Below are 16,020 nucleotides of genomic sequence, written 5' to 3' on the forward strand. Positions count from 1 at the left end.
GTAAGTAATTATTTTTGGAATGAGAATTACTGTATAGTTTGAGGTATTCCAGATCAAACTCTCAAGAGTTGCTCTATGATTGCTCTACCTAGTATTGCTATCCAAAGCAAGATATACGAAAGTTCTAATTCTCTGGTTTATCGGGGCATCAGAGACGATGGAGTCGCGATCGTCGTAAAAATGCTAAAGTTTGATTATCCTTCTCCCCAAGAACTGACTCGCTACAGACAGGAATATAAAATTACCCGCTCCCTAAAATTAGAAGGAGTTATCAAAGCATACAGCCAGCAGGACTATCAACGCACTGTCGTCATTCTCTTAGAAGATTTTGGGGGAGAGTCCCTAGAGCAATGGATGCACAAGCGCCCAGATATATTCTGCCCCATGCCTTTATCGCAATTTTTAAGTCTTGCGATCGCTATTTGCGACATTTTAGGCAGAATCCATGCAGCCAATGTCATTCATAAAGATATCAACCCTGGAAACATAGTCCTAAATCTGGATACTGGCGTTGTCAAAATTATTGACTTTGGAATTGCTACTGAATTTAATCGCACGAATCCAACTTTCAAAAGTCCTCATGTGTTAGAAGGGACACTTGCCTACTTATCTCCAGAGCAAACAGGACGCATGAACCGTTTACTCGATTACCGCACCGATTTTTACTCGCTCGGTGTAACGTTCTACGAACTGCTAACCGGACATCTGCCGTTTCCCACAACGGATATGTTGGAACTAGTCCATTGTCATATTGCCAAACAGACTGTTCCGCCTCATGAAATAAATACAACAATTCCTAAGCCAGTTTCAGATATCATTATCAAACTGATGGCGAAAAATGCAGAAGAACGCTATCAGAGTGCCTGGGGAATTAAAGCGGATTTAGAAATCTGTGCTGAACAATTAGAAGAAATCGGTCAAATTAATAGCATTCAACTGGCGCTTCAAGACGTTTCGGCTCAGTTTCAAATTCCCCAAAAATTGTATGGACGGGATAAGGAAGTTGCAATGTTACTGGCGGCGTTTGCTCGTGTAGCGTGTTCAGAGTCAAATCCCGTTGCTGCTTTACCAAACAATTCAGAAACGACTTCACAAACCCAACAAACGGGCAAACCAAAATTCCAAGTTGAAATGATGTTGGTATCTGGCTACGCTGGCATTGGCAAATCTGCGTTAGTGCAGGAAATTTATAAACCAATCACCCAGAAGCATGGCTATTTTATCTCTGGTAAATTCGAGCAATTTCAGCGCAATATTCCCTACAGCGCGATCGCAGATGCTCTGCAAAAATTGGTGCAGCAATTACTTAGTGAACCAGACGACCAAGTGCAACAGTGGCGATCGCACCTTCTAAAGGCTTTGGGAAGCAACGGACAAATCATCATTGATGTGATCCCAGAAGTTGAGTTAATTATTGGTAAGCAGCCATCCGTACCGGAAGTTGGAGCAACGGAAGCTCAAAATCGCTTTAATCTAATTTTTCAGAAGTTTGTGCGGGTGTTTTGTTCAAAGTCACATCCACTTGTGATTTTTTTAGATGATTTGCAGTGGATAGATTCAGCAACGCTGAAGTTAATTGAGGTGATGCTGCTTGATGAGCAAACCCAATCCTTATTTTTGATTGGAGCTTATCGAGATAATGAGGTAAATCTAACGCATCCACTGGTATTAACCTTGGAGAGGCTACGAAAACAAGGAGCAGTCCTTCAGGAGATTATCTTAGCACCATTAACGCTGGAGCCGTTGAGTCAGTTAATTGCCCAGACGCTGCATCGGAATGTAGACAGCGTTCGTTCCTTAGCAGAGTTAGTGTTGTGTAAAACCGAGGGCAATCCTTTCTTTGTCAACGAATTTTTGAGGACGCTGTATAGCGAAAATCTGTTGACCTTTGACCCCCCTCAATCCCACGCCAGATGCTACCCTACGGTAACGCTAAGAGCGAACAAGTCGGCAGAGCCGACGGCAGTTGCTCCACTTGGGGAGACCCCAAGACCGCACTGCCTCCCCAACGCACTGGCTCCCCTTACTAAGGGGGGAAGAAAAGGGGGGTGGCAGTGGAACATTGCTCAGATTCAAGCTCAAAATATCACTGATAATGTTGTGGAGTTGATGCTTCACAAGTTAAAGAAACTGCCAGAGAACACACAGCAAATTCTCCGGTTAGCGGCTTGTATTGGTGCTGAATTTAATTTAGATACGTTAGGAATCGTTTGTAAGGAATCCTCTAAAGCAGTTTCTCTAGATTTACTCGTAGCTATCCAAGCTGGATTAATTCAACCCCTGTCTGAATTAGATGAAAACTTGTTAGTTCAAGAATATAAGTTTTTGCATGATCGCGTACAGCAAGCAGCTTATGCCTTAATCGATGAGTCGCACAAACAGGTGGTTCATCTCGAAATTGGTCACAATTTACTTGAAAAAAGCTTACCAGAGCAACTCTCAGAGCGGCTGTTTGAAATTGTGGATCATCTCAATCATGGAATTGAACTGGTCACAGATCAACAAGAACGAAACAAAATTGCCAGATTAAATTTAATCGCAGGTCAGAAAGCAAAAGGGGCGATCGCTTATGGCGTGTCAAAAAAATATTTAACTACAGCAAGAGAATGGCTGGCAGCATCTAGCTGGCAAACAGATTATGACCTGACCTTAGAGTTATACGCAGAAACAACAGAAATAGCGTACTTGTGTGGCAATTTTGAGCAGGTGGAGTACTGGGCAGCGATCGTTCTGCAACAGGCTAAAACGATCCTTGATAGCGTGAAAGCGTGCGAAGTCAAAATTCAAAGTTACATCGCACAAAATCAGCTATTAGAAGCAATCAATATTGGATTGCAAGTGTTGCAACAGATCGAAATTAGTTTTCCCGAACAGCCAAGCCAGTCAGATATTCAGTTTGAACTAGACGCAATCTTATGCCTTCTTAGTGAGAAATCGATGTCTAACGATAAGCCCTACCCTGCGGCAACCCCTTCGGGGAACGGGTTTGCAGTCGCCTGCGGAGGGAAACCCTCCGGCAGCGCTGACTCACCTCTGCGCGTCTACGAGGACTTGATTCTTTTGCCCCAAATGCACGAGCCGGATAAGTTAGCAGCAATGCGAATCCTATCTAGCATCACGACTGCTGCTTATAGTGCTGCTCCTATTTTGATGCCGCTACTGATATCTAAACAAGTCAGCTTGTCAATCGAATATGGCAATGCGTTTGCGTCTCCTTTTGTTTATGCCAACTTTGGATTAATTCTGTGTAGGCAGGTTGGAGACATCGAGACTGGCTACAAGTTTGGACAGTTAGCTTTAAGGCAGTTGTCACAACCTAAGCCCCATTCTCTCAGAGCTAGAACATTGATCGTCGTGAATACCTTCATCATTCATTGGAAAGATCATGTGAGAGACACATCACAGCCATTACTGGAAGCCTATCAAAGTGGGCTAGAAACCGGAGATTTAGAGTTTGCCGCCTATGGCGCTCATTCTTATTGCTTTAACTCCTATGCTGTCGGAAGCGAACTCGTGGTGGTTGAACGCGAGATGACGAAATACAATGAAGCAATTCGTCAAATCAAACAGGAAACAGCACTAATCTGGAATCAAATATTTCAGCAGGCGATCGCAAATTTGATGGGATGCTCGACCAATCCAACCCGTCTAGTTGGTAAATTCTACAATGAAGAGAATGGATTGCCACAACATAAAATAGCAAATGATGGAACTGCAATCTTTAATGTCTATTTCAATAAACTTTTCCTGTGCTACCTATTTTCCAAGTATGTTCAGGCAGTTGAAAACTCAACTATAGCAGAACTTTATTTAATCCGAGTAACAGGCTCACCTCTTGGCCCTTTTTACTACCTATATGATGCTCTGGCAAGACTCGCCATATACCCCGAAAGCAGCGCTCAAACGCAATCAGAAATCATCAAAAAAGTCGCTGTTAACCAGGAGAAAATGAAACAATGGGCGTATTATGCGCCAATGAATTATTTGCATAAATATCATTTAGTCGAGGCAGAGAAAGCGCGAGTTTTGGGTCAGTGGTTTGAAGCAGAAGAGTTTTACGAACAAGCAATTCTTGGGGCTAGAGACAACGAGTATCTTCAAGAAGAAGCATTAGCTTATGAATTAGCTGCAAAATTTTACCTATTTCGTGGTAGAGAAAAGTTTGCCAAAACCTACATGAAAGAAGCTTACTACTGCTATGAACGGTGGGGAGCAACTGCGAAAGTAAGAGATTTAGAAACTCGCTATCCACAGCTATTTCCTCAATCGTCGGATGCGGCTTCGCCAACCCCTAAAACTTCTGTCACCATCTCTAATAACTCACCCATTTCTTTCGACTTAGCGGCGGTGATGAAAGCATCACAAGCGATTTCGAGTGAAATTGAACTGGATAAGTTACTCAGTTCCTTGATGAAGATATTAATCGAAAATGCTGGCGCACAAACAGGTTTTCTAATTTTAGAAAACTCAGGAAAATGGGTGATTGAAGCTTCTGGGGAACTCATGGAGGGTGAAAATATCTATGCTACACAAGTACTGCAATCTATCCCAACTGTAAATCATCTACCTGAATCAATTATTAATTATGTTATTCGTACTCATGAATGTGTCATTTTAAATGATGCCACTCGTGAAGGTAATTTTATTAATGAGTCATATATCCAATACAATCAAATTCCATCAATCTTATGTTTGCCTCTGCTGAATCAAGGTAAGCTAGTAGGCGTGTTATATCTAGAAAACAAATTAGCGGCTGGAGCATTTACACCAGAAAGATCGCAGGTCTTGAATCTTTTATCAACCCAAGCAGCGATCGCCATTGAAAATGCCAGACTCTACTCAAAGCTACGCGAAGGCGAAAGTAGAATGAAACAATTTCTAGAAGCTGTCCCGGTAGGAATTGGAGTATTGGATGCGGCTGGTCGCATTTACTACGTCAATCAACGGGGAATTCAGCTAATGGGTAAAGGGATTGATCCTTCTGTGGCACCGGAGCAAATCCCAGAGGTTTATCAATTTTATCTGGCGGGAACAGATCAAAACTATCCAACTGAGAAACTACCAGTTATTCGTGCATTGAGCGGCGAATGCACCACAGTTAACGATCTGGAAATTCACCAAAACAGTGCAATAGTTCCAGTTGAGGTTTGGGGAACTCCTATCTTTGATGAACAGGGTAATGTAGCATTTGCAATCGCAGCCTTTCAAGACATTACAGAGCGGAAACAAGCAGAACACCTCTTAGCGAACTACAACCGCACCTTAGAGCAACAGGTAGCCCAACGAACGGCAGCTTTACAGAAAAGCGAAGCAGAACTACGCCATCGAGAACAGGAATTACGACTGATTACCGACGCTCTACCGGCTCTTGTTAGCTATGTGGATGCCAATCGACGCTATCAATTTATCAACCGTACATACGAGGTCTGGTTTAGCTGTAATCGAAATGAGATTCTGGGCAAGTCTGTTTGTGAACTCCTGGGTGAGGCGGTTTATCAAAGGGTTGAGCCGTATGTTAATCAAGTGTTTGAAGGGCAAACAGTAACCCTGGAAGCTGAAATTCCCTTTCCGCTTGGTAAAAAATCCATCAGTGCTACCTTGATCCCCGATTTTGATTACAATGCTCAAGTGAGAGGATTCTACAGTTTAATAACAGACATTAGCGATCGCAAACGCGCCGAAGAAGCCTCTATTCTAGAAGAACGCAATCGCATGGCGCGAGAAATTCACGATACACTAGCCCAGTCATTCACGGGTGTTATCATTCACGCCAGAACTGCTGCGAACAAGATAACAGTAGACCCTCAAAAAGCTCAGGCTCACCTAGCTCAAGTCCAGAACTTAGCCCAAACTGGACTCTCGGAAGCACGCCGCTCTGTAGAGGCACTACGCCGTCCCTACTTGTTAGAAAATAGTGATTTACTCAGCGCTTTCAAACATCTGACAAGTCAGCTAGAATCATCCACTGGTATAAAAATTATGTGTGAAGCCATCGGCATTCCCTATCCGCTACGCTCTGAGGTGGAGAATAATCTACTTAGAATTGGACAGGAAGCTTTGACGAATGCACTCAAGTATGCACAAGCGACTGAAATTCGTGTTGAACTAATCTATCAGTCCACGCAGTGCATATTACGAATCAAAGACGATGGACAGGGTTTTGCAATTGATCGTTCTTCTAGCCACAATGGCTTTGGTTTATTAGGGATGGCAGAACGTGCCGAACTCATTGGGGCACAGATCCAGATCCACAGTGCCCCCGGACAAGGAACAGAAATCGCAGTGTCTGTGAATCAGGAAAAACCATCATGAGTCAACCTAATACCATTCGTGTTCTGGTTGTAGACGATCATCCCGTTGTACGTCAGGGTTTGGTTGCAATGCTGGAAGAAGCACCAGATATCCTTGTTGTTGGACAAGCTGGGAATGGTCAGGAAGCACTCGCTGTCTTTCGTCAAGAACAGCCAGATATAACTTTAATGGACTTGCGAATGCCCCAGATGGATGGAGTCGCTGCGATTACTGCCATCTGCACCGAGTTTACTGTTGCTCGGATTATCGTATTGACAACTTACGAGGGCGACGAAGACATTTATCAGGGATTGCGGGCAGGGGCTAAAGGGTATTTACTCAAGGATGCCGAGCCAGAAGAATTGCTGTCCGCGATTCGCGCCGTTCACAAAGGACAGAAGCACATTCCACCCCGCGTCGGTGCCAAACTTTTAGAGCGTATGGCGAGTCCAGAATTGAGCGATCGCGAGTTAGAGGTGCTTCAACTCATTACAACGGGCAAGAGTACCCAAGTCATTAGCAAAGCTTTACACATTACTGAACGCACGGTCAATTTTCATGTCAATCATATTTTAAGTAAGCTGGGTGTGGAGGATCGCACTCAGGCTGTGATCGTTGCGTTAAGGCGTGGCATTGTTAACTTGTAGCGTCATACCTGTCAAATTTGTCAGTTTATTAGCTGTCTAAATTGTCAGCTTATCAACTGAAGTTTTTCTCAGAGACAAAATAGAGTGAACCCTCTAAATTGAGTTTATGCAACAGATAACAGAGCCAAATCAATCTATCCAATTTTGAAAAAGGTTTCATAGTAATCATCTGTCTTTACCTGCTGCACTCCTTTCCTTAGAGGTGCTTTCATGAGTCTTGGTGATTATAATCGGTTACTTGTGCCGATTTTAGAACAAGATCATATTCAGGGATTGGTGACTACTTCAGTAGTACTCGTTGAATATGGTGACTACCAGTGTCCCACTTGTGGCGAAACTCACCAATTAATTAAGGCAATTCAGCAACAGGTCAATGACTTGTGTTTTGTATTTCGCCACTTTCCACAGCCGCAAATACATCCTTATGCTCAACGTGCAGCTGAAGCAGCCCAAGCGGCAGCCACCCAAGGCCAGTTTTGGCAGATGCACGACATTTTGTTTACCCATCAACAAGAGTTAGGAAACGATTATCTTGTGGAGTATGCCAATAATCTAGGACTCGATATTCCCCAATTTCTGCAAGATATATCCAGCCAAGTACACATAGCGCACATTAATCAAGATATAGAAAGTGGATTACACAGTGGAGTAACGGCTGCCCCAGCTTTGTTTATTAATGGAATTCGATATAGCGATCGCTGGAACATTGAGCAGTTGATGGCAGCTATTGTGACTGCAAGGCATTAATGTTCTTGGTCTTTAAACCCAAACTAAAAAACAGAGGGTAAGCAGCTATGCAAAGAAGAACCAGTTTTGAAAGTAAAGGTCTAAAGTGTTCCGTCACCTTTTACACTCCAGATCAAGTCGCATCCGGCAATCGCTTTCCGGCCATTGTTATGGCTCATGGAATTGGCTTGACCAAAGAAATGGGATTGCCGCAGTTTGCCGAGAAATTCGCTCAAGCTGGGTTTGTCGTTTCTCTATTCGATTATCGCTACCTTGGTGCTAGTGAGGGAGAACCTCGCGGACAAATGCTTCCTACCGAGCAGCATGAAGACTTTCGTAATGCTATCACCTGGACTCAATTACAAAGCGAAGTTGATCCTGAGCGCATAGGTCTGTGGGGCTTTTCTTATAGCGGCGGTCACGCGCTGCATCTGGCTGCATTCGATCCGCGCGTGAAAGCGATCGTGGCACAAATGCCTGCGGTGAATGCGTTTCTCATCTCCCGCCGTGTGGCCTCTCCACTTCAACTCGAGGAACTCACGAAGATAATTTCACTTGACCGGATAAAACGGTATCAAACCAAAGAGGTGAGTTACCTCCCTTTGGTTGCTCCGCCTGGTGAACCCAGCTTCCTTGCGACACCCGACGCATTCAATTGGGTTGAATCGAACAAAAGCGCGAGCGAAGGAAGATGGGAGAATCGAATCTCCTTTGAATCGATTGAACACTGCCTCTATTACGAACCAGCTCCTCACCTCGAAGCAATTTTTCCTACCCCGTTATGCCTGATTACGGGTGAGAAGGACTTTCTTTCACCTGCCGACATAACCGCCGATGTCCATGCGCGGGCGATTGAGCCTAAGTCTCTGACAATCTTGAAGGGCGGACACTTTGACGGTTTTCAAGGTGAAGGCTTTGAGATTGCCAGTACAACTGCGTTGAACTGGTTCGAGAAGTATTTGAAGCAGGGATGACAGAACTCGACCTACAAAGCAGGCGATGGTGCAAAGCGCCCGCTGGAAGCGATCGCACCTTTGCAGCAATTGACCACTCTGATTAGTACAGCAATTAAACATCAACTTTATACCTATCCAAAAGGAGAAAGCAGCAATCTCATGTCACAATCACTCTGGTTGTTTGGTTCTCGTCTCACCATCATTGCCGATCACACAACTACCGCAGGTCAGTACGATCTGATCGAAGAGTACTCCCTTCCTGGCTCACAGACACCCCTTCATCGCCACACGCGCTATTCCCAACAACTATACGTGCTGTCCGGGGAGTTCACGGTCTTCGCTGGTGAGAACAAGGTCGTACTGAGTGCTGGTGACAACATCTTGATTCCTATTGGCACACCACACATGGTCGCCGTATTTAGCGATCAGCCAGCACACGGGTTAGTCATCAATGCACCAAGCGGGCCTGCTCGGCTGATTGCAGAAATGGGGATGCGGGATGAGACAGAAACACTGGATATGGCGCTGCTTGCGCGTATTTCTGCCGAGATGGGCGATGAAACCCTTGGCCCGCCTGGAACCCTACCTTCAGCTGCTACGAGAACGTAGCAAATCCATTCCAGGCAACAGAGGAAGAGAATTTTATGACTTACTATGACTACATTGTGATTGGTGCCGGTTCGGCAGGATGCGTTGTCGCCAACCGTCTGACCGAAGACAGTGAAACAACTGTATTATTACTCGAAGCGGGTACCCCTGATACGAAACCAGAAATTCACATCCCATCGGAATGTCTCAGTCTACTAGGTTCTGAGGTGGACTGGGCATATTTCTCCCAACCAGAACCCTACCTGAATAACCGCAAAATCTTTTGTCCTCGTGGCAAAGTACTGGGGGGCAGCAGTTCGATTAATTTCATGATTTATTTGCGAGGTAATCCTCACGATTATGACCACTGGCAGTCATTGGGAAATCCTGGCTGGAGTTACCAAGATATTTTGCCCTACTTCAAGAAATCGGAACAGCAACAGCGAGGTGCGTCCGAATACCACGGGATTGATGGGGAGTTGAGCGTAACCGATCTGATTGCACCTGCCGAAGTATCCCAACGCTTTGTAGATGCAGCAGTGGCGCTAGGATATGACCATAATCCTGATGTTAATGGGATGCAGCAGTTAGGGGCAGGACTTTATCAGTTGACCATTAAGGATGGTAAACGGCACAGTGCTGCTGCTGCCTTCCTTGTGCCCATTCTCCAGCGTCCCAATTTGACTGTAACGGCAGGAGCGTTAGTAACTCGCTTGTTGTTTGAAGGCACTCACACGGTTGGGGTGGAATACCTGCACGAGGGCACACTGCACCAGGTCAGGGTCAACTCCGAAGTGATTTTAAGTGCTGGCGCGTTCGATTCGCCTAAGCTGCTGATGCTTTCCGGCATTGGTGATGCAGAACACCTGCAAGCCTTGGGAATTCCGGTAGTGGCTGATTTGCCGGGTGTCGGCCAAAACCTCCAAGATCACCCTGTTGTGTCCGTGGCACACGAGGCAACTCAGGATTTACATACGGCAAGCAGCAGTAGTATCGCTGAAGCTGGCTTGTTTTTGCATACCAAGGGTAATCTGGATGCTGCGCCAGATTTACAGTTTCTTTTCGGTCCCGTTGTGTTGGTACCGCCTGGTTATGCCCACTCTGGTTTAGGATTCACAAGTTTCGTCTGTTTGCCTCATCCTCAAAACATTGGCAGTGTCAGTTTGCGATCGCCCGACCCCAAAGACGCACCGATGATTCAAATGAACTTTCTCCAAAGTGAAGCTGATGTGCAAAAGCTAGTAGCAGGGATTAAATTACTTCGTAATTTGTTCGGTGCAAGTGCCTTTGATGAGTTTCGCGGTGAAGAAATCACTCCTGGTGCCGATAAGCAGAATGATGCAGCACTCGTTGCTTACGTTCGAGAAGCTTGTGATACGGTGTATCATCCGGTCGGCACTTGCAAAATGGGTACTGACCCAATGGCGGTTGTAGACCCTGAACTACGAGTACATGGGGTTGAGGGGTTGCGTGTTGTGGATGCCTCCATCATGCCAACGATCACCACAGGAAATACAAACGCGCCCACCATTATGATTGGCGAAAAAGCAGCCGATTTAATTAAAGCCGCAGGTTGCGTTTCACAGCAAGTACCTTCAGCGATCGCACCGAGCGCTGCGCCAAAGGCAATCGCCAACTAACTCGCTCGTGCGTAGACAAGGGAAAGGCTTCTGACAGCATGGATACGGTATGTCGGCTTAGGGAAAGCAAGTTGGAAAGCCCAACAGATTGTGAATCCATTTTCCCTATTTGGTAAAGCCAAACTAAAACTACTAAATCATGTTCAAACTATCCGTTAAATTGTCTTTTGCACTGGTCATTCTTACAGCATTAGTCCTGATCGGTTTGCAATCTTTTCAAGCAAAGCCTGTTCTATCTGAAACGCCAGATATACAAGCTCTAAATCAGCCAAGACTTGTTGCAACTGCCCTCACACCCCCCAGCCTTGTCCGTGCTGTATTGGGAGGCAGACCTGTTTATTGCTGTACGTGACCCGATCCGAAGATACTGTCTTGGTGCGTTGTTACCCTACCTATGAACCCACAATCACGGTTCGAGCGATGGGGGGTGATCCCAATGCCAACGCTCAGAAGGAAGGGGTCATGACCTGCCGTCCTTCTGCATAAAAACTATACTGTGCAACCCATCTGAAAAGAAAACATACACCAAGAAATTTTCATATGCACAACATGATGGCGAGATTCTGAGTCCGCCTAGCTTTACTTTCCGCATAAGACAACAAATCGATTCACAAAAAAGGAGACTCTAATGCCTTACGTTACTGTCGGTAAAGAAAACTCTGGAGACATCGATATTTATTACGAAGATTTCGGAGCAGGACAGCCAATTGTGCTAATCCACGGGTTTCCTCTCAGTGGTCATTCCTGGGAAAAACAAGTGGCGGTTTTGCTTGACAAAGGCTATCGGGTCATCACTTATGATCGCCGGGGCTTCGGCAATTCCAGCCAACCGTCCTTTGGCTATGACTACGACACCTTCGCGGAGGATCTCAACACGCTGATCGCAAAACTTGACCTACGCGATGTTGTGCTGGTCGGTTTCTCAATGGGGACTGGCGAAGTGACGCGCTATCTGGGCAAGTACGGTTCGGGGCGCGTTAGTAAAGCCGTGCTAATGGCTCCGGTGCCACCCTTCCTGCTGAAGACAGACGACAATCCCGAAGGGGTCGATCGCAGTGTCTTCGATGGGATTATGAAGAGTATCGTAGAAGATCGCCCAGCGTATCTGTCCGCATTTCTTAAAGACTTTTACAACGTGGATGTGCTTCTGGGCGATTCTCGTTCCGAGAGGCTTCGCCAACGCATCAGCAACGATGCCATCCAGATGAGCTGGAATGTTGCAGCAGGAGCTTCTGCTAAGGGGACTCTGGACTGTGTACCATCGTGGTTAACCGATTTTCGTGACGATCTGCCACGCATCGATGTGCCAACCCTGATCATTCATGGAGATGGCGATCGCATCCTTCCATTTGAGTCTACCGCAAAGAAGCTGCCGCAGCTAATTAAAGACAGTCGCCTTGTGGTAATACCTGGCGGTCCGCACGCTATAAACTGGACTCATGCCGATCAAGTCAACCCTGTGCTGCTGGACTTTCTTAAAGGAAATTAATCAGCATTCCAAAGCCCGCCCAAAATCAATTCGAGCATTATGATTACTGGCGAATGCTTATCTATCGACTAGTCGGGAGATAAGCTCTACAAATAAATCTAGGAAGCTGATTATGGAAACTATTGGAATTCTCGGTACAGGTAGAATGGGCGTTCGTTTAGCGTGTATGTTTGCAGAAGCAGGACGCGATGTGATTCTCGCTTCTCGTGATATTGAGCGTTCATCCAGACTTGTTTTAGGGCTTAAGAATTCAAACCTTCGTTCCGGCAGCTATGCTGATGCAGCAGCAGCCCAATTCGTTCTTCCAGCAATGTTCTTACGAGACGGAATGCTTAATATACTTGAACCGTTGCGCGATCAACTGGACGGAAAAATATACATTGATATTTCCAATCCCTTTAACGACACCTATACTGACTTCATATTGCCGTGGGATACAAGTGGTGCAGAGCAGATTCAGAATCATTTCCCCAAAACTCGGGTTGTAGGGGCGTTCAAGAATGTCTGGTGGGAAGTTTTCGATGCACCAAAATTTGGAGACATGGTAAGTGATGTGTTTGTTGTTAGTGACGATACTCAAGCAAAAACGAAGTTATTCAATTTAACTGAAAACACACCTTTTCGATACCTTGATGCTGGCAAACTTAGTAACGCTCGCACTATTGAACGGATGACACTGCTTAGTGGCGAATTAGGTCAAAGATATGGCTACTTTCCCCGTATGAACTATAAGCTGCTTGGCGAACAATGGATACCTGGAGAGGCAGACCGAATTTCGTCGCTAATCCTCAATTCTTAACTGCCGTTTTGCCTCCACTAAAGGTAATAACGCCAATTCTAGGTGAAGCTGCCGCTATGCAACCCCTTTACCTAGACAGCAGTAAGGGTTTTAAATTCTTTTTTGGAGATGTCTACTACTTTGCAGACATACTTTCTTTAGGAGGAACACCATTATGACAATAGAGGAGCGATTAGAACAAGCAAAGCTAGTTCTGCCTGACCCACCAAAAGCAGTAGGAAATTACAAGCCTTGGGTTAAGGTAGATAACCTTATTTTCGTGTCGGGGCAGTTCCCTATAGTGGATGGAGTCTTACGATACAAAGGTAAGTTGGGTGCTAATCTGACGATGGAAGAAGGCTATGAGGCTGCAAAGTTGTGTGCCTTGAACTCATTGGCACAATTGAAAGCTGCTCTCGGCTCACTCGAACACTTGCAAGTAATCGCTCGTGTAGACGGTCACGTAAATAGCGCACCAGGCTGGACTCAGCAGGCTGCTGTTCTGAACGGAGCATCTGATTTATTCGCAGAGATTATGACCGATAAGGCTGGTCATGCTCGTACAGCTTTTGGACATTCAGAATTGCCCTTAAATGCAGCAGTTGAACTAGTCATGATTGCCGTTATTAAATCTGAAATTCATTAAGATAACTGGAGAATTCTCAACTATGAACTTATCTGGCACTTTTGTTTCTGGCGAACATCCTACCGAAGGAACAGTTCAGATTGTAGTAGAGTCCGAGCAACGATTCGTCGAGTTGCAGCCAGACTTTAAAACTTCCGATCTTGGCCCTGACTTACGAGTGGTTCTCCATCGCCTTGAAGACGTTATTGGTTCAACCACTCCCCCAGATTTTCCAATTAAAGAGCAAGAAATTTTCCTGCTTGACCGCTTACAAAGCTTTACTGGAAAGCAACGTTACCCCATCCCATCCTGGCTAGATTTAGCAAATTATCAGTCTGTTGTTATTTGGTGTTATGCGTTCAACGCTACTTTCGGCGCTGCCAAACTTAATTAACAGAGGAATCAAAATGCTACACAAACACCACCTCAATCAGATTGTTAAGTTTCAAGAAAATATTCTTGTAGAGATACTTCACTCTCAACTCCCTCAGAATTGATCGTTGAAGCTAATCAACTTTGATAAAAAATAAAATGCTGATTACTGTTTTCGATATACAGTATCTCAGATTCTTAGAGTTTAATCGCTGTTCAGTAACTATCAGTTCTTTGAAAAGGTGCAATATGACTATGAGTAATCTTTTGTGCTGGGTTAAAGGTTTAGGAGTGGTAATAGGTAGTGTAATAGTTTTTTCTGGAAACTCTGGTATTGCCAAGATTAGCCAGAATGTTACTTTACCTAATAATAATCTGAATACATCTAAATCTAACTCTAGCATGGCGCTTGAAAAGCATAATATCTCAGAGGAAACTGCCCTAAAGGTTAATTACAGTATTGACCAAACCCAAATTCAAGATAAAATACTGTAGACAAGTAAAAAGATTATAAACTTACAGAAGTAATTCCAGGTAAGAAAAATATTTTGCTAGCAGGGTGCCACTTTCGCTGTTTGTAATTGAGGCTGGAAGTTGGTGTCTATACAACCATTACTGCGTGTTATATACCGATGCGAAAGACCGCGAGTTAATAGTTCAAATACTATCAACTCACCCTCGTAAATTGGCGTTCGCGTAGCATGTCCTAAAGGACAAGATATTGCTAAACCGACAAGGAGTAATCTGATGACTACATTTGGCACGATCGCAATCGATGGTTTAGATATCTTTTATCGAGAAGCTGGCTCCCGCGAAAATCCAACAATTTTGCTGTTGCACGGCTTCCCGACCTCATCTCACATGTTTCGCAACTTAATTCCTGCCTTAGCCGATCGCTTCCATCTGGTTGCACCGGATTATCCTGGCTACGGCAACAGTTCGATGCCAACCGTGGATGAGTTTGACTACACGTTTGATCGCCTGGCACAGATGGTGGAAAAATTTATTACTGCGATCGATCTCAAAAAATACAGTCTTTACTTAATGGATTATGGTGCTCCCATTGGCTATCGGATTGCAGCTAAATATCCTGAGCGAGTGGAAGCGCTAATTGTGCAAAACGGGAATGCCTACGAGGAAGGCCTCGGCGATTTTTGGGGACTGTTCAAAGCATACTGGCAAGACCCTTCTCCTGAGAATACTGACAAACTCAAATACCTTGTCACCCTAGAAGCAACGAAATGGCAATATACCAACGGTGTCCGCAATCTTGAAGCCATCAGCCCAGATACCTGGAACATGGATCAACTCTTCCTCGATCGCCCTGGTAATCAAGATATCCAACTGGCATTGTTTTACAACTACCAGTCCAATTTGCTTCTGTATCCGCAATGGCAAGCCTACTTTCGTCAGTATCAACCACCCACGCTGGTGGTGTGGGGCAAAAACGACCAGGGCTTTATAGAACAAGGAGCCTATGCCTACAAACGCGACTTGCAAAACCTTGAGTTTCATCTACTCGATACCGGGCATTTTGCTCTGGAAGAAGATGGAGATGCGATCGCAAACTACATCCGTCAATTTCTCACGTCACGGCTGCAACCCATCTCTGCCTAATCAGTGCAAGGTTTAGTCACTGGCTTGACAACAATTGGACGCATTAAGCACACATCTCCATGAAAGAGGGTCGGAATTCGTTTGAGGAATAGCTCACTTCTAGGAGTTGTCAAATTTTGATTTCCGATGCCCTTAATGAAACGTTGTACTAAGGAGAGCAGGATCGTGCACCACTTGTTTTATCTTCCTGGTGTCCATTTCAACCATGCTGATGCCACTGACGATCGCTTCATACTTGCATTCAGCAACATTGTCTGATTTGGTCAAAGTCTAAATAGCAAATTCTTAAAA

13 protein-coding genes are annotated in these 16,020 nt (G+C 45.0%); all 13 read left to right on the forward strand.

Annotated features, from left to right (window positions below; genetic code table 11):
- Nucleotides 1-75: 75 nt before the first annotated feature.
- The 13 genes from IQ274_RS23470 (at nt 76) to IQ274_RS23530 (ending at nt 15,729) form a co-directional block, all read left to right on the forward strand.
- Nucleotides 76-6,312: an AAA family ATPase gene (locus tag IQ274_RS23470; protein ID WP_228058319.1), complete on the forward strand. Its 6,237-nt coding sequence runs from the start codon at nt 76-78 to the stop codon at nt 6,310-6,312.
- On the forward strand, nt 6,309-6,938 hold the full coding sequence (locus IQ274_RS23475; protein ID WP_194143582.1) for a response regulator: 630 nt from the start codon (nt 6,309-6,311) through the stop codon (nt 6,936-6,938). The genes IQ274_RS23470 and IQ274_RS23475 overlap by 4 nt, the downstream gene beginning before the upstream one ends.
- Nucleotides 6,939-7,148: 210 nt before the next feature.
- Nucleotides 7,149-7,685, forward strand: a complete 537-nt coding sequence (locus IQ274_RS23480; RefSeq protein ID WP_194143583.1) for a DsbA family protein — start codon at nt 7,149-7,151, stop codon at nt 7,683-7,685.
- 47 nt (nt 7,686-7,732) lie between these two features.
- Nucleotides 7,733-8,638 (forward strand): alpha/beta hydrolase, encoded by a 906-nt coding sequence (locus IQ274_RS23485; protein ID WP_194143584.1) that lies wholly within the window; start codon nt 7,733-7,735, stop codon nt 8,636-8,638.
- Nucleotides 8,639-8,698: 60 nt separating this feature from the next.
- Nucleotides 8,699-9,229 carry a cupin domain-containing protein gene (locus IQ274_RS23490; RefSeq protein WP_228058320.1) on the forward strand — a complete coding sequence of 177 codons (531 nt, stop codon included), beginning with the start codon at nt 8,699-8,701 and terminating at the stop codon, nt 9,227-9,229.
- 35 nt (nt 9,230-9,264) lie between these two features.
- The gene (locus tag IQ274_RS23495) at nt 9,265-10,848 is read left to right on the forward strand and encodes a GMC family oxidoreductase (RefSeq protein WP_194143585.1); all 1,584 of its coding nucleotides are present in this window, start codon (nt 9,265-9,267) and stop codon (nt 10,846-10,848) included.
- 139 nt (nt 10,849-10,987) lie between these two features.
- The gene (locus tag IQ274_RS23500; RefSeq protein ID WP_194143586.1) at nt 10,988-11,200 is read left to right on the forward strand and encodes a hypothetical protein; all 213 of its coding nucleotides are present in this window, start codon (nt 10,988-10,990) and stop codon (nt 11,198-11,200) included.
- 276 nt (nt 11,201-11,476) lie between these two features.
- A complete protein-coding gene (locus IQ274_RS23505; RefSeq protein ID WP_194143587.1) occupies nt 11,477-12,337 on the forward strand; it encodes an alpha/beta fold hydrolase in 861 nt (286 codons plus the stop codon).
- Nucleotides 12,338-12,449: 112 nt separating this feature from the next.
- The gene (locus IQ274_RS23510; RefSeq protein ID WP_193946839.1) at nt 12,450-13,136 is read left to right on the forward strand and encodes an NADPH-dependent F420 reductase; all 687 of its coding nucleotides are present in this window, start codon (nt 12,450-12,452) and stop codon (nt 13,134-13,136) included.
- A gap of 154 nt (nt 13,137-13,290) precedes the next feature.
- Nucleotides 13,291-13,761, forward strand: coding sequence for a RidA family protein (locus tag IQ274_RS23515; protein ID WP_194143588.1), 471 nt, complete (start codon nt 13,291-13,293; stop codon nt 13,759-13,761).
- 22 nt (nt 13,762-13,783) lie between these two features.
- A complete protein-coding gene (locus IQ274_RS23520) occupies nt 13,784-14,134 on the forward strand; it encodes a DM13 domain-containing protein (RefSeq protein ID WP_193946837.1) in 351 nt (116 codons plus the stop codon).
- Nucleotides 14,135-14,361: 227 nt separating this feature from the next.
- Entirely contained in the window at nt 14,362-14,607 is a 246-nt protein-coding gene (locus IQ274_RS23525; protein ID WP_194143589.1) for a hypothetical protein, read from the forward strand.
- 252 nt (nt 14,608-14,859) lie between these two features.
- On the forward strand, nt 14,860-15,729 hold the full coding sequence (locus IQ274_RS23530; protein WP_194143590.1) for an alpha/beta fold hydrolase: 870 nt from the start codon (nt 14,860-14,862) through the stop codon (nt 15,727-15,729).
- Nucleotides 15,730-16,020: the final 291 nt, after the last annotated feature.

The organism is Nostoc sp. LEGE 12447 (assembly GCF_015206985.1).
Lineage (GTDB): Bacteria > Cyanobacteriota > Cyanobacteriia > Cyanobacteriales > Nostocaceae > Nostoc.

Coding starts and splice junctions, on each gene's coding strand:
- IQ274_RS23470 (WP_228058319.1), top strand. CDS start 76: ATGATTGCTCTACCTAGTATTGCTATCCAAAGCAAGATATACGAAAGT.
- IQ274_RS23475 (WP_194143582.1), top strand. CDS start 6,309: ATGAGTCAACCTAATACCATTCGTGTTCTGGTTGTAGACGATCATCCC.
- IQ274_RS23480 (WP_194143583.1), top strand. CDS start 7,149: ATGAGTCTTGGTGATTATAATCGGTTACTTGTGCCGATTTTAGAACAA.
- IQ274_RS23485 (WP_194143584.1), top strand. CDS start 7,733: ATGCAAAGAAGAACCAGTTTTGAAAGTAAAGGTCTAAAGTGTTCCGTC.
- IQ274_RS23495 (WP_194143585.1), top strand. CDS start 9,265: ATGACTTACTATGACTACATTGTGATTGGTGCCGGTTCGGCAGGATGC.
- IQ274_RS23500 (WP_194143586.1), top strand. CDS start 10,988: ATGTTCAAACTATCCGTTAAATTGTCTTTTGCACTGGTCATTCTTACA.
- IQ274_RS23505 (WP_194143587.1), top strand. CDS start 11,477: ATGCCTTACGTTACTGTCGGTAAAGAAAACTCTGGAGACATCGATATT.
- IQ274_RS23510 (WP_193946839.1), top strand. CDS start 12,450: ATGGAAACTATTGGAATTCTCGGTACAGGTAGAATGGGCGTTCGTTTA.
- IQ274_RS23515 (WP_194143588.1), top strand. CDS start 13,291: ATGACAATAGAGGAGCGATTAGAACAAGCAAAGCTAGTTCTGCCTGAC.
- IQ274_RS23520 (WP_193946837.1), top strand. CDS start 13,784: ATGAACTTATCTGGCACTTTTGTTTCTGGCGAACATCCTACCGAAGGA.
- IQ274_RS23525 (WP_194143589.1), top strand. CDS start 14,362: ATGACTATGAGTAATCTTTTGTGCTGGGTTAAAGGTTTAGGAGTGGTA.
- IQ274_RS23530 (WP_194143590.1), top strand. CDS start 14,860: ATGACTACATTTGGCACGATCGCAATCGATGGTTTAGATATCTTTTAT.